We start from the raw sequence: 26,530 nt of genomic DNA, 5'->3' as shown, positions 1-26,530 counted from the left end.
GCGCCCGATGGTTGTTTCTTGTCAACGCAAGCCGCGCCGGCCCTCCCGCGGAGACCGTCGGCACGACCGTGCGGTCGCCGGGGACAGGGGGCCGGAGAATTGCCATGAGACTGACCGTTTCCGTCATCAAGGCCGATGTGGGCTCCGTCGGTGGGCACACGAAGCCCTCACCGCGCATGTTGGACAGCGTCAGGGCCGAGGTTTCGCACGCCATCGAGAGTGGCCTGCTGATCGATGGCTTCGTCTCCCACACCGGTGACGATATCGCGATCCTCATGACCCATGTGCGGGGCTCCGGGAGTTGCGAGGTGCACGAGTTTGCCTGGAACGCCTTTCTGGAGGCAACCGCGATCGCCAGGGGTAGCGGGCTCTACGGCGCGGGCCAGGATCTCCTCGTCGACGCACCATCCGGAAACCTTCGCGGTGCCGGCCCCGGTGTCGCCGAACTCACCTTCGAGCACAGCCTCTCGGGCGTGCGGCCGGCGGAGTCCTTCATGGTCTTCGCCGCCGATAAATGCGGCCCAGGCGCCTACAACCTGCCGCTCTACCTGGCCTTTGCCGACCCGATGTACTGCGCGGGGCTCATGCTGCCCCCGATGATCAAGGGATTCAGTTTCCACATCATCGACATGGACAACACGGCCGGCGACAGCGTGATCGAGCTCGATGCACCGGAAGACAGTTACCGCATCGCCGCCTTGCTCCGCGACAATGAGCGCTTCGGCATCGACCGCATTGTGTCCCGCACCCATGGCGAGCCGGTCGCGGCGGCCTCGGCACAGCGCCTGCACGCCATCGCCGGCAAGTACACGGGCAAGGACGACCCCGTCGCGCTGCTCAGGAACCAGGGGATCTTCCCCGCCCCGGAGGAGATCATCTCGCCCTTCGCCAAGGCGCATTTCGTCGGTGGCGACGCGCGGGGCTCGCATGTCATGCCACTCATGCCGGTGCCGCTCAACACGGCGGTCACGGGTCTTTATTGTCTGCCCATCGTCTCTTGTGTCGGCTTCTCCATCGACAGGCAGGGCCGCTTTTCCGAATCCCATACGGACTTCTTCGACAATCCGGCATGGGACGAGGTCCGCAGCCGCGCCCAGCGCAAAGCGCTCGAGATGCGCAGCCAGGGTTGGTCCGGGGCGGCGATGCTGCCCTATTCGGAGCTGGAATATGGCGGCTTCCGCGACACTGTCGGCGGGTTGGTCGAGCGCTTCAGGATGCGCGAAGCGAGCGAGCCTGCGACCGTCGAGTAGCAAGGACTGCTTTCAGCCGGACCGGGATCACGGCGCGTGCGCTTGCGGTCGGGGGAACGCTGATGTCGTGGCCTCCAGCGAAGCCGCATGGCCATGCCCCCTCGGCCATCGCTCCTTCCGGCGCGTCCCATGGAGCACTCTGAAGCCGGGACATGGGCAAGCGCCCAACTCCGGCTTCACCGCCCTCGCCCGACGTGACTTGATCCCAGCATCTCTCCACCCAAACCTTCATTGGTGACGATCGAGTGCTTGCTTTCGGTCTCGTCCACTCTCGCATTCATGCGGCGGGCCGGACCTGGCACGGCGGTTGCCCGACATGCCTCAGGTCACAGCTTCCGCCTGTTCGGATATAATGAGGCCGTCTCGATGCCGAGGTTGCGCACGGCGTAGCTTCGTGTGGCCGAGGAGAAGCCGACATGCTCGCAAGGCGCCGATGCGCTTGCTGCTGGCGGTATGCAAGTTTTATGGCTTTTTGCATACGGTTTGGCCACGGATTGCGCATGAGTCAGGCAAATCCATTCCAGAAACCAAAAATTCCGCGAGAATCGCCGGTATGCGGCCCCGGCGCCGGTTGCGCTTGCCGCTGGAGCCCTCGGAAAATGGATTGCGACCCAACTATTATTGTATACTATTGAAGCAATATATCGTACACAAAATGCGTCCACATTGAATGGGACAGGCTCATGCTCGCTTTCATCGCCAAGCGGATGCTCGCCGTCATTCCTGTGATGGCCGTCGTCTCGATCGTCGTATTCCTGCTGCTCAGATTGAGCCCGGGCGACCCCGCGCTCGTCATCGCCGGCGAGAACGCGGATGCCGAGGCCGTCCAGCGCATCCGCGTGGCGCTCGGCCTCGACCAGCCGCTGCTGACGCAGTTCCTGGTCTGGCTGCGGACCATGCTGTCGGGCGATCTCGGCACCTCGATCTTCACCAATCTGCCGGTGGCCGACCTGATCCTGCAGCGCGTCGAGCCGACCCTTTCATTGGCCCTTGCCACCATGATCTTCGCGATCCTTGTCGCCGTGCCGCTCGGCACCGTCGCCGGAGCGACGGCTGGAAGCTGGCTCGATCGCACGCTCATGGTGGTGTCGGTGGTCGGCTTCTCCGTGCCTGCCTTCGTGCTCGGCTACTGCATGATCTATGTGTTTTCGCTGCAGCTCGGCTGGGCGCCGGTGCAGGGCTTCACCAGCATCTCCAAGGGATTCCTGCCGTTTCTGCGCACCATCGCGCTGCCCACTGTGACGCTCGGCCTCGCCTATATGGTGCTGATCGCGCGGATCACGCGGGCCAGCGTGCTCGAGATGATGGGCGAGGATTTCATCCGCACGGCGCGCGCAAAAGGTGTCGTCGAACGGCTGGTCGTCACGCATCACGCGCTGCGGAACGCCGCGATCCCGATCCTCACCGTCATCGGCATCGGCGTCGCGCTCCTGATCAGCGGCGTCGTGGTGATCGAGACGGTGTTCAACATTCCCGGCGTCGGCCGCCTGGTCGTCGACGCCATCCTGAAGCGCGACTATCCGGTGATCCAGGGCGTCATCCTGCTGTTTTCAGCCGTGTATGTGCTGATCAACCTGACGATCGACATCGGCTATGCGCTGCTCGACCCGAGGGTGCGCTACTGATGACGATGCTCTCGCCCCAACTCGCCGGCGAAGCGCCGCGCAACCCTCTCCTCGGGCTTCTCGGCCAGGCGCTGCGCAACCCCTCGGTCCTGGTCGGCGGCTTCATCGTCGCAGCGATCGTGGGCATGGCCATCGCTGCGCCGCTGCTCGGCACCGTCGACCCCGTCCGTATCGACCCTGCCGTGCGCCTGAGGCCCCCGTCGGATCTGGCCTGGTTCGGGACCGACCTGTTCGGGCGCGATGTCTATAGCCGCGTCGTCTACGGTGCGCGCAGCTCCCTTCTCGTCGGCCTCAGCGTCGCGGCCTTCGCGACCGCCTTCGGCGTCCTGATCGGCCTCGTCGGCGGCTATTTCCGCGCCGTCGACATCGTCGTCATGCGCGTCATGGACGGGCTGATGGCGATCCCGACCTTTCTGCTGGCGATCGCGCTCGTCTCGCTCACCCGCGCCAGCATCGGCACGGTCGTCCTGGCTCTGACGATACCGGAAATACCGCGTGTCGTGCGCCTGGTGCGCAGCGTGGTGCTCACCGTGCGCGAGGAGCCTTATGTCGAGGCCGCAATCTCGGTCGGAACGCCGACGCCGCTGATCCTGCTGCGCCACATCCTGCCGTCGACGATCGCGCCGCTGCTCGTGCTCGGCACCTATGTCTGCGCCCAGGCGATCCTGGTCGAGGCGGCGCTGAGCTTCCTCGGCTCCGGCCTGCCGCCCGAGATTCCGAGCTGGGGCAACATGATCTCCGAGGGGCGGACCTTCTTCCAGGTGACCCCGCGGCTCGTCTTCCTCCCAAGCCTGTTCCTGGCGCTGACGGTGCTGGGCATCAACCTGCTCGGCGACGGTCTGCGGGACACGCTCGACCCTCGTATCGCCAAACGGATGTGAGCGGAGATCAGATGAACGCCCGGGCCCCGATCGTCGAACTTCGCAACCTCTGCGTGCCGTTGCCGCTCGGCGGAGACCGGCGCCACGCGGTGGATGGCGTTTCGCTCTCGGTTTCACAGGGGGAAATCGTCTGCGTCGTCGGCGAGTCCGGCTCCGGCAAGTCGGTCACTGCGCAGGCCATCATGGGGCTGCTGCCCAAGCTGTTCGCGCGGCCCGCCGGCGCGATCCTCTTCGACGGCGAGGATCTACTGCAAGCGTCGACGCAACGGATGCGCAGCCTGCGCGGCCGCGAGATCGGCATGATCTTCCAGGAGCCGATGACCGCGCTCAACCCGGTCCACACCGTCGGCGCCCAGATCGACGAGGTGCTGCGCGCGCATCTCTCGCGGCCCTCCGCGGAGCGCTTCGTCCGCGTCGTCAAGGCGATGGAGGAGGTCGGCCTGCCCGATCCCGAGCGACTCTACCATGCCTTCCCGCATCAATTATCGGGCGGCCAGCGCCAGCGCGTGCTGATCGCCGCGGCTCTGATCCTCGAGCCGCGCCTGCTGATCGCCGACGAGCCCACCACCGCGCTCGACGTCACCACGCAGGCACAGATCCTGAAGCAGATCCGGGACCTGCAGCGCAGCCGCGGCATGGGCGTGCTGTTCATCACCCACGACATCGGCGTCGTCGCCGAGATCGCCGACCGGGTGGTCGTGATGAAATCCGGCAAGGTCGTCGAGAGCGGCGACGTCACCCGCATCCTCACCGCGCCGGAGGCCGACTATACCCGCATGCTGATCGCCGCCGTGCCGACGCTCGAGGCGGCGAGGCCCGCCGAGCCCGTGCCCGGCCCGCTGGCGCTGACGGTCAGGGACATCGCCAAGACCTACAGCGTCCGCAGCGCCTTCGGCGGCACCCGCGAGGTCACGGCGCTGAAGCCGACCTCGCTCACGCTGCATCGCGGCGAGACGATCGGCGTGATCGGCGAATCGGGCTCCGGAAAGTCGACGCTGGCGCGCTGCATCACCCGGCTGATCGAGCCGAGCTCCGGCGAGGCGGCGCTGCTCGGCGAATCCGGCGGCAAACCCTTCCGCAGGCGTATCCAGATCGTGTTCCAGGATCCCTATCGCTCGCTCAATCCACGCCGGACCGTCGGGCAATCGATCATCGAGGGGCCGATGAATTTCGGCATGCCGAAGGCCGAGGCCTGGAACAAGGCGCGCGAGCTCATGGTGCTGGTCGGCCTGGAGCCTGCCGCGCTCAACCGCTACCCGCATCAATTCTCGGGCGGCCAGCGCCAGCGCATCTCGATCGCGCGTGCGCTTGCCATGGAGCCGGAGATCCTGGTGGCGGACGAGGCCGTCTCGGCGCTCGACGTCTCCGTCCAGGCCCAGGTGCTGAAGCTGATCGACGACGTTCAGAAGCGGTTCGACCTCGCCATCCTGTTCATCACGCACGACCTGCGCGTCGCGGCTCAGATCTGCGACCGGATCCTCGTGATGCACCGCGGCGAACTGGTCGAGGAAGGCAGCGTGCGCGCCGTCTTCTCCTCGCCCGCGCACGCCTATACGCGCCGCCTGCTGGATTCGATTCCTGGCAAGCGGATGGCAGCCGCCGCCTGAGGCGGCGTTCAAAAAGGGGAGAGCTCGTCATGCTGTCGCACGTGAAAGGGATACGCCGCACGCTTCTGGCATCCGCCTTTCTGCTGGCCGGCCTCGGCACGGCGGTGGCCGGGCCGACATTGCGCTTCGTGCCGCATGCCGATCTGCAGGCGCTCGATCCGATGGGCTCGACGGCCGACATCGTGAAGATGCACGGCTTCATGATCTACGACACGCTCTACGGGCTCGACGCGAACTTCGTGCCGCAGCCGCAGATGGTGAAGACCATGACGCCGTCGGACGACCGCAAGACCTATCGTTTCACCTTGCGAGACGGCCTCAAATGGCATGACGGCCAGCCGGTGACCGCCGAGGACTGCGTCGCCTCGCTGAAGCGCTGGGCGGCGCGCGACGCGGCCGGCCAGCTGATGAACCGCGTGCTGGCGGAGATGAAGGTGGTCGACGACAAGACCTTCGAGCTGATCTTCAAGGAGCCCTACGGGCTGGTGCTGGAATCCTTGAGCAAGGTCGCCTCCAACATCCCCTTCATGATGCCCAAGCGGGTGGCGGAGACCGATCCCTTCAAGGAGATCCAGGACTATACCGGCTCCGGCCCGTATCGCTTCGTGCGCAAGGATTGGGTGCCCGGAAACAAGGTCGTCTACGAGAAATTTGCCGGCTATGTTCCGCGCTCGGAGCCGGCCAGCGCCTTCGCAGGCGGCAAGGTCGCCAAACTCGACCGCGTCGAGTGGCTGATCATCCGCGACCAGCAGACCGCGCTCTCGGCTCTGCTCGGCGGCGAGATCGATCTGTGGGAAAACCCGTCGCTCGACCTCCTGCCCGTGCTGAAGACGGCGCCCGGCATCGCGACCAGCGTCATCAACCAGACCGGCAAGCAGGCGCAGCTCTATTTCAACCATGTGATCCCGCCTTTCGACAATCCGAAGGCGCGGCAGGCGATGTTCTGGCTGACCAAGCAGAAAGCCTATCTGCAGGCGATCAACGGCAATCCGGAGTTCTACCGCACCTGCGCCTCCTTCTTCATCTGCGGCACGCCGATGGAAACGGAGGCCGGCCTCGAGGCCCTCAAGGCTCCCGATCCGGAGAAGGCCAAGGCGCTCTTCAAGGAAGCCGGCTGGGACTTCTCCAAGCCGATCGTCGTGCTCGACCCGACCGACGAGACGATCGCGCATCCGGCGACGGTGGTGACCGTGCAGGCGATGCGCGACATCGGGCTGAAGGTCGACGTGCAGGCGATGGACTGGGCGACCATGCTCAAGCGCCGCAACTCCAGGGAGCCGACCAGCAATGGCGGCTGGAATATCCTGCACTCCTATACCGGCGGGCAGGTCGTCTCGACCCCGGTCTGGAGCATCGCCTTCTCCGGCGCCTGCGAGAAGGGCCTGTTCGGCTGGCCCTGCGACCAGACATTGGAGGATCTGCGGCTGAAATGGGCCTTGGTCGACGGTGTCGAGGCCAAGAAGGCGGTGGCCGCCGAGGTGTCAAAGCGCGCCTTCGAGACCGGCCATCACGTGCCGCTCGGCCAGTGGACCTCCTATGTCGCGCATTCGGCCAAGGTATCGGGCCTGATCGCGACGCAGGACGTGCCGGTGTTCTGGAACCTTGGGAAAGCCGACTGAGCGCCCTGTCGGCGCGACGCGGCGCGCCGTCGCACCGACAGCCTTTTTCATCGAGCCGGGACGTGGACATGACCGAGAATTTCGACCGACTTGCCTTCGCTCCCGAGGAGTATCTGACTCGCCGCGATGCGTTGCGCGCACTGATGGCGGAGCGCGGCATCGCCGCGGTGGTGCTCACATCGACCGAGAACACCTATTATCTCACCGGCTTCGGCTCGCTCGCCTATGGTGCGACGGCGCTGGTCATGCGGGCCGACGGCAAGGCCGTCTGGGTCATGCGCCGCACCGAGCTCAGCAATGTGCGGGCGCTCGCCGACCAGCTTTGGGTCAATGAGGGCATCGGCGTCGCCGACGGCCACAATCACGCCGATGTGCTCGAGGGCGCGATCGCCGATCTCGCCGGTCCGAACGCCGTGATCGGCGTGGAGTTTGCGGCGGTCCAACCGATCCTGCGGGGCTTTGTCGGCCCGCGCGCCGACGGCCGGAACGTCGTCGACGCGTCCGGGCTCGTCGAGCATCTGCGTCGCATCAAGAGCCCGGCCGAGATTGCACTGATGAAGCGGGCCGGCGCGATCGCCGCGCAATCGTGCCGCGACGGCTTCGCAGCCCTCAAGGATGGCATGACCGACAGCGCGCTTGCGACTGTCGTGACCGAGAGCCTGTTGCGCAACGGCAGCGGGCGCATGGCGCAGATGCCCAATGTCTGCGCCGGCCCCCGCAGCGCGCGGGCGCATGTCACCTGGTGCGGGGCCCCGATCCGCCGCGGCGAGGTGGTCAACATCGAGCCTGCCGCCTCGGTGCACGACTACCATACGCCGATCTACCGCTTCTATTCGCTCGGCCAGCCGCAGGACATTGTCCTGGAGATGTTCGATGTCTGCCGCGCGGCGCTCGACGAAGGCTATGCGCGGGTGCGGCCCGGCATGACCTCACATGAAGCGGCCCGCATCTTCGAAAGCGTCATCGAGAAGGCCGGGTTCGGCGAGTCCATGGTGACGCGGCCGGCCTACAGCATCGGTGCGTCGTTCCCGCCCGGCTGGGGCGAGGACAATGTCATGGCGATCCGGGCCGGCAGCGAGCAGCCCCTGGAGGAAGGCATGTGCTTCCACGTGGTGCCCTGCCTCTACAAGGACGGCGTCGGCTGCGTCGCGGCCAGCATGCCGTCCGTGCTGACGCGCACCGGCTTCGAATCTCTCTCCGGCGATCACGTGGTGTTCGGGATCAAGGACTGAGGGCCCATCGGTCGCCTGGCGCAGCCTCGTGATCAGCGCCACACCGACGATAGCGCGTGCAGCGCAGGGCGAGCCGCGAGGACGCCGAAACCTGGGGGGCAGCGCGGCGGCACATCGGCCGCCGGTGGTGGCTTGAAATCGGCTTCCGTCGGCCTACCATTGCCGTCGGGCTGGCATTGCCGTCGGCCTGCCCTTGCGTTGCCTATCGTGAAGGAGCGCAGCCATGGACCTCACCGTGGTGCCCATCGTCAAGCCGGACGCCGCCAACTTCATCTTCGGCCAGTCGCATTTCATCAAGACCGTGGAAGACCTCCACGAGGCGCTGGTGGGCGCGGTTCCCGGCATCCGCTTCGGGCTGGCCTTCTGCGAGGCCTCCGGCAAGCGGCTGGTGCGCTGGTCGGGTAATGATGACGCCGCAGTCGCCCTCGCCCGCGACAACGCATTGGCCATTGGCGCCGGCCATAGTTTCCTGATCTTCCTGGGCGACGGTTTCTTTCCCGTCAACGTGCTGGCTGCGGTGCGTGCGGTGCCGGAGGTCTGCCGGATCTACTGCGCGACGGCCAACCCGACACAGGTGATCGTCGCGCAAACGGAGCAGGGCCGCGGCGTGCTCGGCGTGGTGGATGGCGCCTCGCCGCTGGGTGTCGAAGCCGAGGCGGATATCGCCTGGCGCAAAGACCTGCTGCGAAAGATCGGCTACAAGCTGTAGTGGCCGGATGAGGCCGAAACCGACGGGCCAGCATGGCCAGTACCGTTCCGAAATCGGCGCCTTACCCGATGTAACCATACCGCAGCGGGCCTGAACCAGTCTCGCTGTCTGATGCCAAACGCATGTTTGCTTGGGGAGCGCACGCCTCCTCTTCGGACGTGGCGCGGGGCCGCTGCATGGAGATGGCGAACGCGCTGGGCAAAGTGACATTCGCCCAATGAATGAGCTCGCTCTGCGGCAAAGGAAGGCAGCAGCGGGATTGACGGCCGTGATCAATCACGTTGGTATACCAAAAGTATCCCGACCGATCGGAGACGCGGTTGACTGACCTGCAAACTGACGACGCGTCGCTGGCCGAGCGCGCCATGCAGCAAATTCGCCAGATGATCCTCGCCGGCGATCTGCCAGGCGGAGCGGTGGTTCAGGATCGTCGCCTGGCCGAGTTGCTCGGGCTGTCACGGACGCCGGTTCGCGAAGCGCTCGGGCGTCTTGCAGGGGAAGGGTATCTGCGCCGAGACAAGCGGCTCCTCACCGTCCACAGCGTCTCGATCGAGGACGTCATGGAGATTCTCGCAACCCGGCGGGTTCTGGAAGGCGAGACAGCCCGACTGGCGACAGGACGTTTGGCGGCGGCTCGCATCGCCGAAATCCGATCCGCCGTCGAAGGCATGGTCAGCCCGGCAGCCGTTTCCCATGACAGGCACTGGAGCGTCGACGACCTCGTCCATCTCTCGATCGCCGAAGCCGGCGGCAACCGGCTGATGGCGCGGTTGGTCAAGGATCTGCGCGAGCGCACCCGCATGTTCGGGCTCTCGCGCATCCCGCGCCGCTTCGAGCCCGGCAAGAACGAGCATCTCGCCATCCTCGCCGCAATCGAGGCCGGCGACGCCGAGGGCGCCGCGCGCGCCATGCAGGCTCATATCGACAATACGCGGCAGGGAATCCTCGATCTTCTGGCGGGAACGCTGGCGAAGGAGGCGATGTGAGACGGGCCGGCTTGCTGCCTCAGGACCCTGCTGCCTCAGGACAAGGAGTGACGGGATGAGCGGACGCCTGCTCTATCTGCACAATGGACCCCGCCGCGACTCCGTCGCGAAACTGCCCGAGCGCTTCGGCGCCTGGGGGCTCGACGTCGACGCGCGCTGGGCCTTCGACGGCGATTTCCCGGAGCAGCTCGATGGCTATGACGGCATCTTCCTCTCGGGCAGCCCGCATGGCGCCTATGAGGATGTGCCCTTCATCCATCGCGAGCATGAGCTGATCCAGCAGGCAGACAAGCTCGGCATCCCGATGCTCGGGGTCTGCTTCGGCAGCCAGATCCTGGCCTCGGCCCTATGCGGACGTGATCAGGTCTTTCGGCGCTCCTTCTGCGAGGTCGGCAACAAATGGCTCGACGTCACGCCTGCGGCCCGCACCGATCTCATCGCCGACGAGATCGGCGAGCGCGTCTACATGTTCGTCTGGCATAATGACGAGGTCCGCGCCGACCATCCCGACATGCGGGTGCTGGCCACAAGCGATCTCTGTCCCAACCAGATCTGGCGCTATCGCGACCGCAAGGCCTGGGGCATCCAGGGCCACCCCGAGATTACGCGGGACCAGGCGCAGATCTGGTTCGAGCAGAGCCGCGCGACGATGGAGCGCGACGGCGCCGATATCGACCACCTCAAGGCCACTGCCGACGAGGCTCTGCCCGCCAAAACCATGCTCAGCAAATTCGCCGCGCTCTGCGGCGCCAAGACCGCCTGAGCGCGGTCCAACATGAGGAGAAGCGTGATGAAGAAGCTCATCGTCGCAGTCGCTGCGATGGCCCTGCTCGCTCCGGTCGCTGCCAGCGCCAAGGAGATGACCTTCGCCTCATGGGGTGGAGCCTATCAGGAGGCGATCCGCAAAGCCTGGATCGTACCCTTCACCAAGGAGACGGGCATCAAGGTCGAGGAAGACACCGGTCCCGAGACCGCCAAGATCAAGGCGATGGTCGACACCAAATCCGTGACCTGGGACGTCGTTACGGCCGGCGGCGGCGGGCTGATGCGCGGCGTCAAGCTCGGCCTGTTCGAAAAAATCACGCCCGATATGGTGAAAACCGATCATGTCATTCCCGGCGCCCGCAACGATTACGGCATCCCCTCCGAGATTTTTTCGACACTGATCGGTTACTCGACCAAGGCTTTCCCCGCCGGCGGCCCGCAGCCCAGGAGCTTCGCCGATTTCTGGGACGTCACAAAGTTCCCCGGCAAGCGCACGCTGCCCGACAAGCCGGAGACGGTCGTCGAGGCCGCCCTTCTCGCTGATGGCGTGCCGATGGACGACGTCTACAAGACGCTCTCGACCGAGATCGGGCTCAAGCGCGCGCTCGACAAGATCCGGGCGCTCAAGCCGAACGTCGCGGTCTGGTGGGCGAGCGGCGCCCAGCCCGTCCAGGCGCTCGGCTCCGGCGAAGTCGTGATGGCGCTCGGCTGGAACGGACGCTTCCAGTCCGGCATCGAGTCCAAGCTGCCGATCGCCATGGCCTGGGAGCAGCAGATTCCACAGGTCGGCTTCTTCATGATCCCCAAGGGCGCGCCCAACAAGGCCGAGGCCGTTGCCTTCCTCAACTACATCGTCAAGCCAGCGAACAACGCTCGGCTGAGCGAATTCGTTGCCTATGGCCCGGTGACCGAGCAGGCTTGGGAGACGATTCCGACCGCCCGCGCCGAGACCCTGCCCTCGACGCCAGAGCGCCTGAAAAGCGCATTGTTCCTCGACATCGCGTGGTGGGCCGAGGCCGGCCCGCGCGTGACCGAGGCCTACACCGCGATGCTCAAGGAGTGATCATGTCGATCGCGAGACCCTGGTTCCCGCGCGCGGATTATCTCGCGCGGGTCGAGAAGGTCCGCGCCGAGTTGGCGCGGACCGGACAGGACGCGTTCATCGCCTTCCTGCCGGAGACGGTGACTTATCTCACCGGCTTCTTCACCCGCGGCTATTCGAGCTTCCAGTTCGCCGTGATCCCGGCCTCCGGGGAGCCGGTGCTGTTTTGCCGCGATGTCGAGGAATATTATCTCGACGCCACCTGCGCCTTCCCCAAGCGGGTGATGTGGACCGATTCAGACGATCGCATCGCGGTCGCGGCTCGCGCCATCCGCCAGGCGGCTGGCGAAAAGCCGAGACTCGCCGTCGAGATGCAGGCCTGGACGCTCAGCGTTTCCCGCTATGAGGGCCTGCGTGCAGCCTTGCCGGAGGCGCAATGGAGTGACGCCTCACGCTTCGCCAGCGCCATGCGCTTCATCAAGTCGCCGGCCGAGATCGCCTATCAGCGCGCTGCCGGCAAGGCGGCCGAGGCCGGCATGGCGGCCGGCATCGCCTCGGCCAGGGCCGGAGCGACCGAGCGCGAGATGGCGGCCGAGATCTGCGCCGCGATGATCCGTGCCGGCAGCGACCTGCCCGGCCCTGGCGTCCTCTCCTCGGGCGAGCGCGCCTATCATCTCCATGGTGGGTACTCGGACCGTGTGCTGGAGACGGGCGACATCGTCCAACTCGAAACCACCCCCAATGTCCGCCACTACCACGCCCGCTTCATGCGGCCGATCAAGGTCGCCACCGCAACCGATGAGGAACACGCCATCGTCGAGACGCTCATCGCCATCCAGGATGCAGCGATCGCGGCCGTGAAGCCCGGCGTGGCGGCGACCATTCCGGACGCGATCTATCGCGAGGGCGTGCTGGCCGCTGGCCTGCGCGAGACCTACACCAACAAGACCTTCTACTCGGTCGGTCTCATGCTGCAGCCCAATGGCGGCGAGCCGCTGGAGGCCGAGCCGACGGCGACCTGGCGCTTCGAGCCCGGCATGACCTTCCATACCTACGTGCTGGCCAAGGGGTTCGGCATGTCCGAGACCATCACCATCACGGAAGGCGGCTGTGAGCGGCTGACGAACTTCCCGCGCCAGCTTTTCGTGGCGTGAGGCGAACGGCGTGACAATGATCGCCCGCCATGCAGAGCCCGGCCGCCGCGCGGCCTGGCATGGCTTCCCGGTCTGGCTCGGGCTTCTGCCCTTCGCGCTCGTCCTCGCGATCCTGTTCGCGGTGCCAGTGTTCTCCCTGCTGCGGCTGGCCTTCGGCGAGGGTGGTTTCACCCTCGCGCATTTCCAGCGCATGGTCGACGTCCCGGTCTATCGCTCGGTACTGGGCACGACGCTTGGCATCGCCGCGCTCGTCACACTGCTCGCCGTGCTGGCGAGCTATCCACTCGCCTATGTCATGGCGACGGTCGGCCCGCGCATGCGCAGCCTCTTGCTGCTGCTCGTGCTGTTGCCATTCTGGACGAGCGCGCTGGTGCGCACCACGGCCTGGATCATCCTGCTCCAGAGCAACGGCGTCGTGAACAAGCTGCTGATGGGCAGCGGGCTTACCTCCTCGCCCATCGCCTTCATCTACAATCTCTCCGGCGTTCTGATCGGCATGACGCATGTGCTCATGCCTTTCATCGTGCTGCCGCTCTATGCCGCTTTCCGCAATCTCGAACTCTCGACGGTGCAGGCGGCAGAAAGCCTCGGCGCCGGGCCGCTCACCATCTTCGCCCGCATTATCCTGCCGCTGACGGCGCCGGGCGTGGTGGCCGGGTCAATGATCGTGTTCATGAACGCGATCGGCTTCTATCTGACACCGGCCCTTATGGGCGGGCCGGGCCAGACCATGATCGCGCAGATGATCGCCTCGAACATCAACACCGATCTCAACTGGCCCTTCGCCGCTGCGCTGGCGACTGTCCTGCTCGTCGCGACCATCTCGATGCTGGTTCTGTTCCAGCGCTTCTTCGGGCTGGAGCGGCTGATCGAGAGCGGGGGCGGCAAGGCCGGCGAGCCCTTTACCGTGACCTCGCGCGGGCGCTCGCCTGGTGGCTGGGCAACGGTCGCCGCGGCCGGGCTCGTCGCAGCCTTCCTGATCGCGCCGATCATCATCGTCTTCCCGATGAGCCTGGGATCCTCGCCCTTTCTCAGCTTCCCGCCCGAGAGCTACAGCCTGACCTGGTACGCGAACTTCTTCTCGACCAGCAAATGGGTCGCGGCGCTGACCCGTTCGTTGCAGATCGCCGGCGTCGTCGTCGTGAGCTCGGTCGTGTTGGGTACGCTCGCCGCGCTTGGCGTCTCGCGGATGCGGCCGCGCTGGCGCGCGGCGGTCGAGACGATCTTCATCCTGCCGATGATCGTGCCGGTGATCATCCTGGCCGTCGGGCTTTACTACCTCCTCGCGCCCACCGGCCTCGTCGGCTCGATCTGGGGCGTTGCGCTCGGCCATGTCGTGCTGGCGACGCCCTATGTCTTCATCACAGTGCGCGCCGCGCTGAAATCCTTCGACGGCAATCTCGAACTCGCAGCGCTGGGTCTCGGCGCATCATGGCCGACGATGTTTCGGCGGGTCATGCTGCCCGGCATCGCGCCCGGCATTGCGGCGGGGGCGATTTTTGCCTTCATCACCTCCTTCGACGACGTGGTGATCGCGCTGTTCCTGACCAATATCCGCAGCCGCACCCTCCCCAAGCTGATGTATGAGGGCGTCGCGCACGAGATCGACCCGACCATCATCGCGGCCTCCTGCCTGATCATCCTGGTGACGATCCTGGTGCTCGGCGCCAATCTCCTCGTCTCGAAGCGCACATGACATGACCGTTCCCGCTCTCGGCAAGGCCGTCTCGATCCGCTCGCTCGACAAGAGCTACGGCGCCACCAAGGCGCTCAACGGTGTCTCGCTGGAGATTGCCGCGGGCGAATTCTGCACGCTGCTCGGCGCCTCCGGCTCGGGCAAGACGACGCTGCTCAAGACCATCGCGGGCTTCGAGAACTATGATACCGGCGCGATCCTCATCGGCGGCACCGATATCGGCCCGGTGCCCGTCTCGAAGCGCAACATCGGCATGGTCTTCCAGAACTATGCGCTGTTCCCGCATATGAGCGTGCGCCGCAACGTCGCCTTCGGCCTGGAAATGCGCAGGCTGACGAAGGCCGAGATCACGAGCCGCGTCGAAGAGGCCTTGGCGCTGGTCGATCTGACGGCCTATGCGGAGCGCCTGCCGCGCCAGCTCTCGGGCGGGCAGCAGCAGCGCGTCGCGCTGGCGCGTGCCCTCGTCATCAAGCCCGATATCCTGCTGATGGACGAGCCGCTCGGCGCGCTCGACAAGAACCTCCGACAGTCCATCCAGCTGGAGCTGAAGCGGCTGCACGCGGCGGTCGGCGCCACGGTCGTCTATGTCACGCATGATCAGGAAGAGGCCCTCTTCCTCTCCGACAGGATCGCGCTGATGGACAAGGGCCGCATCGTTCAGGCGGCGAGCCCGCGCGATCTCTACGATAGGCCGGCCAATCGCTTCGTCGCTGGCTTTCTGGGAGAGTGCAACTTCATTCCAACGCCGACCGGCACGGTAGCAGTGCGGCCCGAAAAACTGCGCGTCGGTTCGCAGGCGAACGACTGTAACCAGGTTTTCGAGGCAAGGTTGCTTTCAGTGATCTTTATCGGACGTGGATACCGGCTCATTCTGGAGCTGGAGGGCATTGAAATCACGGTGCTGACCGAGACAAGCGATGAGATCGCCGCGCTCAGGACAAATGGCTTGGTCCGGATGGGATTTCGGAAGGAGGACATCATAGCGACCGAGTGAAAACATCGGAATGCCAAACCATTCACGGCTCCTCTTATCAGAGCGTGATCACGTGCCACGGTGACTAAATGGACGACCGTCCGAACAACAAAGTCGATACCGACTGTCTCCCTGTTTCGGTCCTTGGTGCGGCTTTCGCCTTCAGCGCTGCCGCCTACAATCTGGTGCGCTTGCAGAAGCTCAGCGCGGAGACCGGCTGATGACCAAGGTTCCCGCCTTCGCCAAGGCTTTTGCCGGCCGCTGGCGTATCGTCGAGATGGATGTCTGGGACAATGACGTCCTCGATCTCGTCGAGGAGGCGCATCTCACCTTCCGCGGCGCGGCGGACGGCGGGATCGCCTTTGGTGCGCTGAAGGGCGTCCTCGATGTCCGCTACGGCTCGCGCGACGGTTCAGCCTGTGCGGAGTTCTCATGGGAAGGGCACGATGAGAACGACCCGGCCTGCGGCCGCGGATGGGTTGTCATCGGCACCGCGGGGCGCCTCGTCGGCCACTTCTACATCCACAATGGCGACGATTCAGGCTTCGTATGCGAACGCGCCTGACTTCTTCAACAGCATGCTCTGGAGCGGTCCTTCTGACGTCCGAAAACGGGTGGAAAGCTGAACTTTCACTCGCGTGACGGAAGCGGTCCTCAAGTCCTTGACTGACCACCCGCAAGCCGACGTTCGCAGGCCAGATGCCGGGATCACAACTTCACCCTCAAGGCCGCCGATGGTGCGCGGCCTTAGTTCCCGCCGCGCTCGAGCCGCAGCAGAACGCGAACCCGGCGACCTCCCCGAAGGCAGCCATCTCCCAGAGGTATGATTCAACCTCATCAATGGCGTGTCAGCGTTGGCCGGCCGTGATATTGAGATCATCGGATCGGAAATCGCATCCGATCCGATGATACCCTTTTGTGTCTGCATCGGCTTTGCCCCGAAAACCGCAATCCACTTTTCAGGCCGATGCTTCAGGGTTGCGCTACCAGTCCATCATCGGCCTCTCGGGAGAGTACCATGGACGACACGCCCGACGCCGCTTCGACCCTTGCGCCTCCCGCGGTTGCGCAGGAGCCTCCCCCGCATGTCACCCTGATCCAGATGGCGACGGCCGCCTGGGTTTCGCGTCTGGTCTACGCAGCGACGAGGCTGGACCTGGCCGATCACCTGGCCCCCGGCCCTCGCAGTGCCGAGGACCTGGCCGGCCCGCTCGGGCTCCATGCGCCCTCGCTCCATCGCTTCATGCGCTGCCTCGCCAGCCTGGGCGTGCTTGCCGAACAGGCCGGCCAGCGCTTTGCCCTGACGGCGCTGGGGGAGGCGCTGAAGACGGGCGCGCCCGGTTCGGCGCGGGCCACGATCCTCACCACCGGCAGCCCCTGGTTCGCGGGGGCCTTCGACGACATCGTCTATTCGCTGCAGACCGGCAGGACGGCGTTCGAGAAGGCGCAGGGCGCACCGGTCTTCGAGTATCTCGGCCGGCATCCGGACGAGGCCTCGCTGTTCAGCGAGACGATGGTCGGCTTCCATGGCCGGGAACCACCCGCTGTCGCGGAGGCCTATGACTTTTCGGCCTTCGGCACCGTCGTCGACGTCGGAGGCGCCACCGGCAACCTGATCGCGGCGATCCTGGCGCGGCACGAGGGGCCGCGCGGCATCCTGTTCGACCGGCCCCATGTGGTGGCCGACGCGCCGGCCCTGCTGGCGGAACGGCGCGTGCAGGCGCGCGTGGCGATCGAGGCAGGCGACTTCTTCGAGACGGTTCCCGCCGGCGGCGACGCTTATGTGCTGTCCCACGTCATCCACGACTGGAGCGAGGAGCAGTGCCTCACCATCCTCGGCCATGTCCGCAAGGCCATGCAGCCCGACGGGCGGCTGCTGCTGGTGGAGATGGTGCTGCCCGCCGGCGACACGCCCCATCCCGGCAAGGTGCTCGACATGGTGATGCTGGTGCTGCCCGGCGGCCAGGAGCGAACGGAGGAGGAATACCGCCAGCTCCTCGCCAAGGCCGGCTTCCGCCTGACGCGGGTGATCCCCACCAGCTCCGACGTGAGCATCGTCGAAGCGGTGAAGGGGGCGTAATCAGGGAGGCGCTTGATGAGATCATCGGACCGGAAATCGCATCCGGCCCGATGATCTAACCCTTTGTATTTGCATCGGCTTTGCCCCGAAAACCGCAATCCACTTTTCGGGTCGATGCGTTAGTGAGCGCCTTTGATTGTCATGGGTTCGCTTCAGACCTTCTCAGCTGCTCAACGGGAGGAGCGCGATGAGCGTCGCGCGGCTTGAGATGGCGTCTCGCCGAAACGGCGACGAAAGGCGGTGGCGAAGCGGGACGAATTGGTGAAACCGTAGCGGCGCGCGACCGTGGTCACCGAGGCGCCGGATGCGCCAAGAACAAGATCGTCGCGCACCAGCTCGAGCCGGATGGAATGCAACACGCCAAGGAGCGTATTGCCGCGGAAATGCTTGAACACATGGCTCAAGGTTCGCACACTGCATCCAGCAGCGGCAGCGACCTGCGACATGCGGATCGGCTCCGCGCCATTGGCGCGCATGAAGTCCTCCGCGCGCCGAATATAGGCCGGGACCACACCGGAAGCTCCTCCGTCCAACCGGTCGACATAGTTGTGTGGCGCGCCGCGGAGCACCAGCGAGATCAGCAGGTCGGTCAAGGACGCCAATGCGACGGGGTTGCTGGCTACTCCGTCCTGTCGCTGAAACTCGTGCATGACAAAATCAAGCTGCCGCTTCAGGCTGGCCGCAAGCCCGCTGCCCCAATCAAGATTGGACCCGAATTCAAGTGGCTGTCGGAGGCGCTCATCGAGCATGTGCTCCAGCGCATCCTCGACATCGGCTACCTTGAAGAAGACATTCGTGCGCGCGTTGTTGTCGCTCATCAATAGCCGGCTGCTGGGACCGGGCCTCCAGACGAGGCCGCGACCGTCCGTGGCTGTCGTTGAATTCCCCTTTTGGACCAATGTCATGTGGCCAAGGAGCATCGTCGTGATGCAAAAAAGTTCGCCTTCGTCGCCGTCGATGGAGACATCCGTTGCAAAGCTGCTGTCGGCGTAACTTGCCACGATCGAGCCAGCGGCACGGGTCGCGAGCGTAAAGATCGGCTTTTCAAACGTCGCGCTCCAAAGCGCCCGGTTCTGGAGTTGGTAAGAGTAGACGCGGTCCGATTTGGCGACGCGTTCGGATACGCGCAACCGGCCGTCCAAATCTCCCGGATGCCTTGCCCGGACAACATCGAACATCGCCAGACGCGCAGGCTCGATCATGGGCGCGATCATCGTTATGTCCCCCATCTCGGCCGCGTGAGCCGTTCGCACCCGCAGCATATACAGATTTGGCGGTGCATGGACAGATTTGGCGACAAACACGCAAGAACCTTTCGGAATTGACATCCGACACGTCCGCAACGTGGCAAGCTGAGCCGATCGCAAGCGGGTGTTTCAGGTTGGCTCACGGTGGCCGCAAGATCCCTGCCTGGCCGCATTCGTCAGGCGGCTGCGGTGGCCACCGCCCACGTCCGATGGGCCTCGGCTCGGAACTGGCGGAGGGTGGGGTGGCGAATCCGATGGGCTTGGGTATTGAAGGCGTTGTAAAAGTGCGGCGTGCGTGGACAGGACCCTCTGAGCCGGTGATCGGTCTGGATGGCGTGTCCGCCAAGGCATTATCCGACACGATCGGCGCGATCTATGACTGTGCGCTCGATCCGCAGCGATGGCCTGATACCTGCCTGAAGATTGCCGATCTCTGTGAGAGCACAGGGGGCGGCATCTGCGTGCACGATATGCGGCACGTGCAGAATGATCAGCTGTTCGTGTTCGGATATCAGCAGCAATTCCTGGAGAGGCTGGGAAGCCAGTATGCGCAAAGCCCGATGGCGGCAGCGGACATCGTCGCCAGCGTCGGCGACGTCAACATCCTCTCCACCGACCGCCAGGAGTGGCTCGAAAGCCGGTTCTACAGGGATGTGCTGGCGCCGTTCGGGCTGACGGACATGATCTGGTTTCCGGCGTTGCGGACCGGGGGCCGCATGGCCTCGATGCACGCATCCCGGAAAGGCAAGGCGCCGCATTATCAGCAGCTCGAGATCGGGCTGTTCAAACTCTTGTCGCCGCATGTCTGTCGCGCGCTGACGATTTCGGATGCGCTCGACATCCGGACGCTGCGCTCGGAGATGCTGGAAAAGACGCTCGATGTCCTCGCCGCGGGCGTCTTCCTCACCGCCCGCGATGGCCGGGTCGTCTACATGAATGAAGCCGCCGAACGACAGGTCAAATCCGGCACCTCGATTCGCATCCTGAACAACCGCCTCAATCCCGTCGATCCCGCCGCCCGCGCCGCCTTGTCGAATGCCATCGACCGATCGGCGGCCGATGACGGTGACGAGGATACGAGCGAACGGTCGCTCGCCATCCCCGATAGAAACGGCGCTGGCTATATCGCAACCCTGCTGCCGGTGCAGCGCGGTCAGCGGCGCGACATCTTGGCCCCGTTCGCAGCTTCCGTCGCCATCTTCATGCAGGATCCGCTCGAAGCTCCGATGATGCCGGGTGAGGCCTTTGCCAGGCTTCACAAGCTGACCGGAGGCGAATTGCGTGTCCTGCTGGCGCTGGCCGAAGGGCTGGGCGCCAAGGAGGCGGCCGACATGCTCGGCATCAGCGAGCCCACCGTGCGCAGCCATTTGCAGCGCATGTTCGCGAAAACCCATACCCTGCGCCAGGCCGATCTGCTGCGCCTGTTGCAGAGCTCGACGCCGGCGGTTCGCGCTCCGCAGCCGCGCGGTTTGTAGGTGGCGGATTTTGCGCATCGTTGGATTGACGCTACGGAATCCGCGCTGAATCGTCAGGAGCTGATGCCTAGGTTTATCACGATGGGGATCAGCGATCCGAGCGCAAAAGCCCCAGCCAGACAGACACCCCGCACTTTTCGGATCGGCGCCGTCACATAGCGGATCTCGAAACCGGCATCCCTGACGACCCGATCGAAGATCAGCGCGCAGCAGGCAAGGAGCAGCGAGGTCGAAAGGCCATGGAATGAGACCACGAACCCGCCCGGAAGCATGCGAAGCATCGCAAGGGCCATAAGGCACATGTCACCGACAAGCGACCCGACGGCGACGAAGACAGGAATGAGAGCCATGATCGAGACTTTGACGTCCCGGGTGATGTCTCGATGCGCGAAAGCGGTCCTGAGGGCCATCGGTGGGGGTCCTTCCGATCATCCGATACCGAGAGTTTTCTCCCCTTCCCGCTCTCGCTTGAATGCGCTCGATCACATTGGGACGCCGAAGACGTACACGCGGCCAAACCGGGAGGCGCATGAGGGCGCGGGGTCGAGGGCTGCCATCGCGCGCAGGTGCCGGCCGATGCGGCCATGCGAGCCTGTTCCGGCGGGGCGGGTGACGCCCTGACGCGGCTCAGCTCCGCGGCTCAGCCCGCATTGCGCGCCTCGGCGACGCCGACGGCCAGCGTGATCGCCAGCGTCAGGCTGCCGGAAAGGGAGCGGAAGGCGCCGAAATCGGCTTCGGCCACCTCGAGCCAGAGATCCGCGATCTCGATCAGCGGGCTGAAGCTGGTGTCGGTGATGGCGACCACCGGGGCGCCGGCCCGCGCCGCCAGGCCGACGAGTTCGGCCGTGGCCGGGGCATAGGGCGCATAGGAGATCGCCAGCACGGCATCGCGGGACGTGGCCATGGCGATCTGCTCCGGGCCCATCTGCCCGAGCTGGTCGACCAGATGCGCCCGGATGCCAAGCGTGCCGAAAGCGTAGGCGAGATAGGCCGCGACGGGAAAGACGCGGCGAGACGCCACGAGATGGATGATCTCGGCCCCGGCGAGGAGCGCGATCGCCTGTTCCAGTGTCTCCGTCCGCAGCGAATGGCGCGTGCGCTGCAGCGACAGGCTGGCGGCAGCGGTGAAACCGTCGAGCAGACGCTGCGCCGAGGAGGCGCCCTCCTCGGGTTTCAGGGCCTCGACCCTGGTCCGGTAATCCGGAAAGCGGGCGCGCAGGCGGGCGCGGAAGATCTGCTGCAGCTCGGAAAAGCCGGCATAACCGAGCGACTGGGCCAGGCGCACCAGGGTCGAGGGTTGCACGCCGGCCCGCTCGGCAATGCCCGCCGCAGTGCCGAAGGCGACCTCGTCGGGATGAGCCAGGGCAAACGCCGCCACCTGCTTCAGGCGCTTGGGCAAGCGGCCGCGCCGTTGCGCGAAGGCCGCGCGGAGCGCGTCGAAATCCTCCGGCGGCGCTTCGACAGGGTGCTCGTCGCTCATCATCGGCCCTCACCGCACTCTTGACGGGCACCGCTGAAAATGGAATAAAAGTTCCAATTAGACAATAAAAAGTTCAGACGTTCCGAAATTACGTCGAACCGAGGGATGAAGCGCCAGGACGGGACGGAGCCGCGCGCGCTCCCTCCCCTTCTTTATCCCCACCTTGAGCATCGGCCCGAAAGTGTGGAGTGCGGTTTTCGGGAAGCCGATGCAAACACAAGGGGTCAGATCACCGGCCGGATACGATCCGGTCCGATGCTCTTGCCGTTCGAGCGATCGCCGGATTTGCCGGTCCGCAAACCGCAATCGTCCGCAAGCCGCGTGACCGTGCCGGCCACGCCAGAACGAAGCGAGCGGGGAATCGCCCCGCACAGGGAGGATGATCATGAAGCCATTCGTCACGTGCCTGATCGCCGCCGCCACGCTGGCTGTTGCAACTGCCGCACCGGCCGTCGCGCAAACCAGCCGGATCATCGTGGTGAGCCACGGCCAGGCGTCCGATCCGTTCTGGTCGGTGGTCAAGAACGGTGTCTCCAAGGCCGCGGCCGACCTGAAGGTCGCCGTCGACTATCGCGCACCCGAAACCTTCGACATGGTGGCGATGAGCCAGCTCATCGACGCCGCCGTCAACCAGAAGCCGGCCGGCCTGGTCGTGTCGATTCCCGACGCCTCGGCGCTCGGCCCGGCGATCCAGAAGGCGGTTGCCGCCGGCATCCCGGTCGTCTCGATGAATTCCGGCTCGGACGTCTCGAAGAAGCTCGGCGCCCTGCTGCATGTCGGCCAGGATGAGCTCGATGCCGGCAAGGCGGCGGGCGAGAAGCTCGCCAGCCTGGGCGGCAAGGTCGGCATCTGCGTCAATCACGAGGTCGGCAATGTCTCGCTCGATCTGCGCTGCAAAGGCTTCGCCGAAGGCTTCAAGGGCAAGGTGACGGTCGTTCCCGTCTCCAACGATCCCTCCGAGATCCGCGCCAAGGTCAAGGCCGCGCTCGGCGATGCCAGCGTCGACACGGTGATGGCGCTCGGCGCGTCGCTTGCCGGCGAGCCGGCTGTCGCGGCGGTGAAGGAAGCCGGCAAGACCGGGAGCGTCCGCGTCGCCTCCTTCGATCTCTCGGCCAATTTCCTCAAGGCGGTCGCTGCCGGTGAAGCGGCCTTCGCCATCGATCAGCAGCAGTTCCTGCAGGGCTATCTTCCGGTCGCCTTCCTGGCGCTCAATGCCGAATACGGCCTGGTTCCCGGTGGCAATGTTCCGTCAGGCCCGAACCTGATCACCAAGGAGAAGGCCGCCCAGGTCGTCAGCCTCTCGGCCAAGGGCATTCGCTGACAAGGGCATTCGCTGAGCCATCAGACGGGCGGCGCCTCTCCGGAGCCGCCGCCCGTCCCTATCGACAAAGGCTGAACGGACGAGGCGCGCCATGGCCATGCCGACTGCCGATCCCGCTTTGGGTCAGATCCGCGACACCGAAACCCGGGCCGCGACGGCCGCTCTCCACGACGAGCGGCTGCGCAGGGTCTCGCTGCTGGCGCGCCTGATGCGCCGGCCCGAACTCGGCGCGGTGGCCGGCCTCGTGCTGGTGACGGTGTTCTTCCTGCTCACCGCCAACCCGGCCATGTTCACGCTGGCCGGCGTCATGACGGTGCTGTCGCCCGCTGCCCAGCTCGGCATCCTGGCCATCGCCGCTGCTCTTTTGATGATCGGCGGCGAATTCGATCTCTCGATCGGCTCGATGATCGCCTTCGCCGGCCTGGTTTTCGGCGCGCTGATCGTGGTCGGCGACATGCCGCTGCTGGCGGCCATCGTCGCGACCTTCGTCTTCGCCGGGCTGATGGGCGCGCTCAACGGCCAGATCGTCATCCGCACCCGCCTGCCCTCCTTCATCGTCACGCTCGCCTTCCTCTTCATCCTGCGCGGCTTGTCGCTGGTCGGGCTGAAATGGGCGACCGGCGGCTCGACCCAGTTGCGCGGCATCGGCGACAGGGCGGGCGAAGGCTTCATTCGCGAGATCTTCTCGGGCCAGGCGCTCGAGGCGTTGTTCGCCTGGCTCGCCAGGGCCGACCTCATCGCCAAGTTCGCCAATGGCACGCCGACGGTGACCGGCGTGCCGGTCTCGATCCTCTGGTTCCTCGCCATGGCCGCTGTCGCCACTTACGTGCTGCTGCGCACGCGCTTCGGCAACTGGATCTTCGCGGCCGGCGGCGATGCCAATGCCGCGCGCAATTCCGGCGTGCCGGTGAGCCTGGTCAAGACGCTGCTCTTCGTGCTGACCGCCTGTGCCGCCACGCTCGTCGCCATCCTGACGGTGCTCGATGCCGGCTCGACCGACGCCAGGCGCGGCTTCCAGAAGGAGTTCGAGGCGATCATCGCCGCCGTCATCGGCGGCTGCCTGCTGACCGGCGGCTATGGCTCGGCCATCGGCGCCTTCTTCGGCGCGATCATCTTCGGCATGGTCTCGATCGGCCTGACCTACACCACGTTCGACAGCGACTGGTTCCAGGTCTTTCTCGGCGGGATGCTGCTGCTCGCCGTGCTGTTCAACAACTACATCCGCCGCAAGGCGACAGGGGAGCGCTGACCATGAGCGATGCGTTGCTGACCGAGGCCGCCCCGGAGAGCTCCGCGCAGGCCCTGCTGCTCGACGTCCGCAACATCGCCAAGCATTTCGGGCCGGTGATCGCGCTGTCAGGCGTCTCCCTCACCGTCGCCCGGGGCGAGGTGCTGTGCCTGCTCGGCGATAACGGCGCCGGCAAGTCGACGCTGATCAAGACGCTGTCCGGCTGCCACAGGCCAAGCTCGGGTGAGTTCTATGTCGACGGCAAGCCCGTCGCCTTCGCCAGCCCGCGCGCTGCGCTCGATGCCGGCATCGCCACCGTCTACCAGGACCTGGCGATGATCCCGCTGATGTCGATCACGCGGAACTTCTTCATGGGGCGCGAGCCGGTGCGGGGCTTTGGCCCGCTGAAATGGATCGACTTCAACCACGCCCATACGGTGACGCGCGAGGAGATGCGCAAGATCGGTATCGACATCCGCGATCCGCACCAGGCGGTCGGCACCTTGTCCGGCGGCGAGCGGCAATGCGTCGCGATCGCGCGTGCGGTCTATTTCGGCGCCAAGGTGCTGATCCTCGACGAGCCGACCTCGGCGCTCGGCGTGGCCCAGACCTCGATGGTGCTGAAATACATCAATCTCGTCCGCGCCAAGGGGCTGGGCGTGATCTTCATCACCCATAATGTCCGCCATGCCTATGCCGTCGGCGACCGCTTCACCGTGCTCAACCGCGGCAAGACTTTGGGAACCTATACGAAATCCGACATCACCATGGACGAGCTGCAGAACCTGATGGCCGGCGGCAAGGAACTGCAGACCCTCTCGGCGGAGCTCGGCGGCACGGTCTGAAGCATCGGCCGAACAGTGGATTGCGGTTTTCGGGGAAAGCCGATGCGAACACAAAAGGTCAGATCATCGGCCCGAAAAGTGGATTGCGGTTTCGGGGAAAAGCCGATGCGAACACAAAAGGTCAGATCATCGGATCGGATGCGATATCCGATCCGATGATTTTGAGAAGGACAACCATCCGCCCCCACTCGGGAGACCTCGCATGCGCGCGCTCGGCGTCGGCCTCATCGGCACCGGCTATATGGGCAAATGTCACGCCCTGGCCTGGAACGCGGTTGCCCCGGTCTTCGGCGATGTCGCGCGCCCGAGGCTCGCCGTGCTGTGCGAGCTGGACGACGAGCTGGCTGCACGACGGGCGCGCGAGCTCGGCTTCGCCCAGTCCACCACCGACTGGCGGGCGCTCATTGCCCATCCCGATGTCGACATCGTCTCGATCACCACGCCCAATGCCTTCCATGCCGAGATGGCGATCGCGGCGCTCGAGGCCGGCAAGCATGTCTGGTGCGAGAAGCCGATGGCGACGAGCCTCGCCGATGCGCAGGCCATGCTGGCTGCCGCCAGAGCGGCCGGAAAGGTCGCGGCGCTGGGGTATAACTACATCCAGAACCCGGCTATCCGGCTGGCGGCGCGGCTGATCGGCGAAGGCGCCATCGGGCCGGTCAACCATGTCCGCGTCGAGATGGACGAGGATTTCATGGCCGATGCCGAAGCCCCTTTCTCCTGGAAGAGTGCGGCGCGATCCGGCCATGGCGCGCTCGACGATTTCGGCGTGCACGCCTTCTCGCTGCTCAGGGTGCTGGTCGGCGACGTGGCGCAGGTCATGGCCGACATGGCCAAGCCCTATCCGACGCGTCCGCAGCCGGAGGGCGGCGCGCGAGCGGTCGAGACGCATGACATCGCGACCCTCCTGCTGCGCTTCGCCTCGGGCGCCTCCGGGCTCGTCGCGCTCAATCGCTCGGCCTGGGGCCGCAAGGGCCGGATCTTCGTGCAGGTCTTCGGGGCGAAGGGGACGATCGGCTTCGACCAGGAGAGGATGAACGAGATCGAGCTCTACACCGCCGACGGACGCAGCGATCTGCAGGGCTTCCGCCGCATCCTGACGGCCCCAGTGCACGCGCCCTATGACCGCTTCATCCCTGCGCCCGGCCACGGGCTCGGCTTCAACGAACTCAAGATCATCGAATGCCGCGAGCTGATGCGGACCATCGCCGGCGAGCCGGCCCATCTCATCGATTTCGAGACCGGCCTGCGCATCGAGCGCACGGTCGATGCCGCCGCCAGGAGTTTTCGCGAGGGGCGCTGGACGGCGGTGTAG

Annotated in this window: 24 protein-coding genes; 21 read left to right on the top strand and 3 right to left on the bottom strand. The window is 65.6% G+C overall.

Going from position 1 to position 26,530, the window contains the following annotated elements:
* Positions 1-104 precede the first annotated feature (104 nt).
* The 16 genes from FG93_RS25475 to FG93_RS25405 all read left to right on the top strand — a co-directional run bounded on the left by FG93_RS25475 (position 105) and on the right by FG93_RS25405 (position 17,619).
* Positions 105-1,250 (top strand): fructose-1,6-bisphosphatase, encoded by a 1,146-nt coding sequence (locus FG93_RS25475; RefSeq protein WP_043240152.1) that lies wholly within the window; start codon positions 105-107, stop codon positions 1,248-1,250.
* Positions 1,251-1,933: 683 nt separating this feature from the next.
* The gene (locus FG93_RS25470; protein WP_043240149.1) at positions 1,934-2,875 is read left to right on the top strand and encodes an ABC transporter permease; all 942 of its coding nucleotides are present in this window, start codon (positions 1,934-1,936) and stop codon (positions 2,873-2,875) included.
* Positions 2,875-3,756, top strand: coding sequence for an ABC transporter permease (locus FG93_RS25465; RefSeq protein WP_052514187.1), 882 nt, complete (start codon positions 2,875-2,877; stop codon positions 3,754-3,756). The genes FG93_RS25470 and FG93_RS25465 overlap by 1 nt, the downstream gene beginning before the upstream one ends.
* Before the next feature lie 11 nt (positions 3,757-3,767).
* A complete protein-coding gene (locus FG93_RS25460; RefSeq protein WP_043240145.1) occupies positions 3,768-5,363 on the top strand; it encodes an ABC transporter ATP-binding protein in 1,596 nt (531 codons plus the stop codon).
* A gap of 29 nt (positions 5,364-5,392) precedes the next feature.
* The gene (locus FG93_RS25455; protein ID WP_043240142.1) at positions 5,393-6,982 is read left to right on the top strand and encodes an ABC transporter substrate-binding protein; all 1,590 of its coding nucleotides are present in this window, start codon (positions 5,393-5,395) and stop codon (positions 6,980-6,982) included.
* Positions 6,983-7,050: 68 nt separating this feature from the next.
* A complete protein-coding gene (locus FG93_RS25450; RefSeq protein WP_043240140.1) occupies positions 7,051-8,214 on the top strand; it encodes a Xaa-Pro peptidase family protein in 1,164 nt (387 codons plus the stop codon).
* A gap of 223 nt (positions 8,215-8,437) precedes the next feature.
* Positions 8,438-8,923, top strand: coding sequence for an adenosine-specific kinase (locus tag FG93_RS25445; RefSeq protein ID WP_043240138.1), 486 nt, complete (start codon positions 8,438-8,440; stop codon positions 8,921-8,923).
* Positions 8,924-9,243: 320 nt separating this feature from the next.
* Positions 9,244-9,909: a GntR family transcriptional regulator gene (locus FG93_RS25440; RefSeq protein ID WP_043240135.1), complete on the top strand. Its 666-nt coding sequence runs from the start codon at positions 9,244-9,246 to the stop codon at positions 9,907-9,909.
* 55 nt (positions 9,910-9,964) lie between these two features.
* Positions 9,965-10,672: a type 1 glutamine amidotransferase gene (locus FG93_RS25435; protein ID WP_043240133.1), complete on the top strand. Its 708-nt coding sequence runs from the start codon at positions 9,965-9,967 to the stop codon at positions 10,670-10,672.
* Positions 10,673-10,699: 27 nt separating this feature from the next.
* The gene (locus tag FG93_RS25430) at positions 10,700-11,737 is read left to right on the top strand and encodes an ABC transporter substrate-binding protein (RefSeq protein WP_200878161.1); all 1,038 of its coding nucleotides are present in this window, start codon (positions 10,700-10,702) and stop codon (positions 11,735-11,737) included.
* Between the two features lie 2 nt (positions 11,738-11,739).
* The gene (locus tag FG93_RS25425) at positions 11,740-12,870 is read left to right on the top strand and encodes a Xaa-Pro peptidase family protein (RefSeq protein ID WP_043240128.1); all 1,131 of its coding nucleotides are present in this window, start codon (positions 11,740-11,742) and stop codon (positions 12,868-12,870) included.
* Positions 12,871-12,886: 16 nt separating this feature from the next.
* Positions 12,887-14,566 carry an ABC transporter permease subunit gene (locus FG93_RS25420; protein ID WP_043240125.1) on the top strand — a complete coding sequence of 560 codons (1,680 nt, stop codon included), beginning with the start codon at positions 12,887-12,889 and terminating at the stop codon, positions 14,564-14,566.
* Between the two features lies 1 nt (position 14,567).
* On the top strand, positions 14,568-15,560 hold the full coding sequence (locus FG93_RS25415; RefSeq protein WP_043240122.1) for an ABC transporter ATP-binding protein: 993 nt from the start codon (positions 14,568-14,570) through the stop codon (positions 15,558-15,560).
* 68 nt (positions 15,561-15,628) lie between these two features.
* Positions 15,629-15,760 (top strand): hypothetical protein, encoded by a 132-nt coding sequence (locus tag FG93_RS33905; RefSeq protein WP_280114162.1) that lies wholly within the window; start codon positions 15,629-15,631, stop codon positions 15,758-15,760.
* A complete protein-coding gene (locus FG93_RS25410) occupies positions 15,760-16,104 on the top strand; it encodes a hypothetical protein (protein WP_043240117.1) in 345 nt (114 codons plus the stop codon). Before FG93_RS33905 ends, FG93_RS25410 begins: the two co-directional genes overlap by 1 nt.
* 453 nt (positions 16,105-16,557) lie before the next feature.
* On the top strand, positions 16,558-17,619 hold the full coding sequence (locus FG93_RS25405) for a methyltransferase (RefSeq protein ID WP_043240114.1): 1,062 nt from the start codon (positions 16,558-16,560) through the stop codon (positions 17,617-17,619).
* A 170-nt stretch (positions 17,620-17,789) separates the two neighbouring features.
* On the opposite strand, the gene FG93_RS25400 is transcribed toward FG93_RS25405, so the two are convergent.
* Positions 17,790-18,821, bottom strand: coding sequence for an AraC family transcriptional regulator (locus FG93_RS25400; RefSeq protein ID WP_210165842.1), 1,032 nt, complete (start codon positions 18,819-18,821; stop codon positions 17,790-17,792).
* On the opposite strand from FG93_RS25400, the gene FG93_RS25395 reads away from it, so the two are divergent.
* Positions 18,776-20,341 (top strand): helix-turn-helix transcriptional regulator, encoded by a 1,566-nt coding sequence (locus tag FG93_RS25395; RefSeq protein ID WP_210165841.1) that lies wholly within the window; start codon positions 18,776-18,778, stop codon positions 20,339-20,341. The genes FG93_RS25400 and FG93_RS25395 overlap by 46 nt on opposite strands.
* A 53-nt stretch (positions 20,342-20,394) precedes the next feature.
* Here the strand turns inward: FG93_RS25395 and FG93_RS25390 are convergent, their stop codons facing one another.
* On the bottom strand, positions 20,395-20,751 hold the full coding sequence (locus tag FG93_RS25390; protein ID WP_043240104.1) for a hypothetical protein: 357 nt from the start codon (positions 20,749-20,751) through the stop codon (positions 20,395-20,397).
* Positions 20,752-20,981: 230 nt separating this feature from the next.
* Entirely contained in the window at positions 20,982-21,821 is an 840-nt protein-coding gene (locus tag FG93_RS25385) for a MurR/RpiR family transcriptional regulator (protein ID WP_152579625.1), read from the bottom strand.
* Between the two features lie 385 nt (positions 21,822-22,206).
* On the opposite strand from FG93_RS25385, the gene FG93_RS25380 reads away from it, so the two are divergent.
* From FG93_RS25380 to FG93_RS25365, 4 genes are all read left to right on the top strand, one after another.
* Entirely contained in the window at positions 22,207-23,142 is a 936-nt protein-coding gene (locus FG93_RS25380; protein ID WP_043240259.1) for a sugar ABC transporter substrate-binding protein, read from the top strand.
* A gap of 97 nt (positions 23,143-23,239) precedes the next feature.
* Positions 23,240-24,391 (top strand): ABC transporter permease, encoded by a 1,152-nt coding sequence (locus FG93_RS25375; protein ID WP_052514186.1) that lies wholly within the window; start codon positions 23,240-23,242, stop codon positions 24,389-24,391.
* Between the two features lie 2 nt (positions 24,392-24,393).
* Complete coding sequence (locus FG93_RS25370; RefSeq protein WP_152579620.1) at positions 24,394-25,215, top strand: ATP-binding cassette domain-containing protein; 822 nt, start codon at positions 24,394-24,396, stop codon at positions 25,213-25,215.
* 202 nt (positions 25,216-25,417) lie between these two features.
* Positions 25,418-26,530: a Gfo/Idh/MocA family protein gene (locus FG93_RS25365; RefSeq protein WP_043240095.1), complete on the top strand. Its 1,113-nt coding sequence runs from the start codon at positions 25,418-25,420 to the stop codon at positions 26,528-26,530.

The organism is Allobosea sp. LC85, from assembly GCF_000735605.1.
Taxonomy (GTDB): domain Bacteria; phylum Pseudomonadota; class Alphaproteobacteria; order Rhizobiales; family Beijerinckiaceae; genus Allobosea.
The sequence above is the reverse complement of the archived record's forward strand: the minus strand, read 5'-3'. Positions and strand labels throughout refer to the sequence as shown.

Excerpts from the sequence above, each read along its gene's own strand:
- FG93_RS25450 (WP_043240140.1), top strand. The coding sequence starts at position 7,051 with ATGACCGAGAATTTCGACCGACTTGCCTTCGCTCCCGAGGAGTATCTG.
- FG93_RS25390 (WP_043240104.1), bottom strand. The coding sequence starts at position 20,751 with ATGGCCCTCAGGACCGCTTTCGCGCATCGAGACATCACCCGGGACGTC.
- FG93_RS25415 (WP_043240122.1), top strand. The coding sequence starts at position 14,568 with ATGACCGTTCCCGCTCTCGGCAAGGCCGTCTCGATCCGCTCGCTCGAC.
- FG93_RS25475 (WP_043240152.1), top strand. The coding sequence starts at position 105 with ATGAGACTGACCGTTTCCGTCATCAAGGCCGATGTGGGCTCCGTCGGT.
- FG93_RS25465 (WP_052514187.1), top strand. The coding sequence starts at position 2,875 with ATGACGATGCTCTCGCCCCAACTCGCCGGCGAAGCGCCGCGCAACCCT.
- FG93_RS25375 (WP_052514186.1), top strand. The coding sequence starts at position 23,240 with ATGCCGACTGCCGATCCCGCTTTGGGTCAGATCCGCGACACCGAAACC.
- FG93_RS25400 (WP_210165842.1), bottom strand. The coding sequence starts at position 18,821 with ATGATCGAGCCTGCGCGTCTGGCGATGTTCGATGTTGTCCGGGCAAGG.
- FG93_RS25420 (WP_043240125.1), top strand. The coding sequence starts at position 12,887 with ATGATCGCCCGCCATGCAGAGCCCGGCCGCCGCGCGGCCTGGCATGGC.
- FG93_RS25405 (WP_043240114.1), top strand. The coding sequence starts at position 16,558 with ATGGACGACACGCCCGACGCCGCTTCGACCCTTGCGCCTCCCGCGGTT.
- FG93_RS25455 (WP_043240142.1), top strand. The coding sequence starts at position 5,393 with ATGCTGTCGCACGTGAAAGGGATACGCCGCACGCTTCTGGCATCCGCC.
- FG93_RS25380 (WP_043240259.1), top strand. The coding sequence starts at position 22,207 with ATGAAGCCATTCGTCACGTGCCTGATCGCCGCCGCCACGCTGGCTGTT.
- FG93_RS25460 (WP_043240145.1), top strand. The coding sequence starts at position 3,768 with ATGAACGCCCGGGCCCCGATCGTCGAACTTCGCAACCTCTGCGTGCCG.
- FG93_RS25430 (WP_200878161.1), top strand. The coding sequence starts at position 10,700 with ATGAAGAAGCTCATCGTCGCAGTCGCTGCGATGGCCCTGCTCGCTCCG.
- FG93_RS25370 (WP_152579620.1), top strand. The coding sequence starts at position 24,394 with ATGAGCGATGCGTTGCTGACCGAGGCCGCCCCGGAGAGCTCCGCGCAG.
- FG93_RS33905 (WP_280114162.1), top strand. The coding sequence starts at position 15,629 with ATGGACGACCGTCCGAACAACAAAGTCGATACCGACTGTCTCCCTGTT.
- FG93_RS25385 (WP_152579625.1), bottom strand. The coding sequence starts at position 21,821 with ATGAGCGACGAGCACCCTGTCGAAGCGCCGCCGGAGGATTTCGACGCG.
- FG93_RS25365 (WP_043240095.1), top strand. The coding sequence starts at position 25,418 with ATGCGCGCGCTCGGCGTCGGCCTCATCGGCACCGGCTATATGGGCAAA.
- FG93_RS25445 (WP_043240138.1), top strand. The coding sequence starts at position 8,438 with ATGGACCTCACCGTGGTGCCCATCGTCAAGCCGGACGCCGCCAACTTC.
- FG93_RS25470 (WP_043240149.1), top strand. The coding sequence starts at position 1,934 with ATGCTCGCTTTCATCGCCAAGCGGATGCTCGCCGTCATTCCTGTGATG.
- FG93_RS25435 (WP_043240133.1), top strand. The coding sequence starts at position 9,965 with ATGAGCGGACGCCTGCTCTATCTGCACAATGGACCCCGCCGCGACTCC.
- FG93_RS25410 (WP_043240117.1), top strand. The coding sequence starts at position 15,760 with ATGACCAAGGTTCCCGCCTTCGCCAAGGCTTTTGCCGGCCGCTGGCGT.
- FG93_RS25425 (WP_043240128.1), top strand. The coding sequence starts at position 11,740 with ATGTCGATCGCGAGACCCTGGTTCCCGCGCGCGGATTATCTCGCGCGG.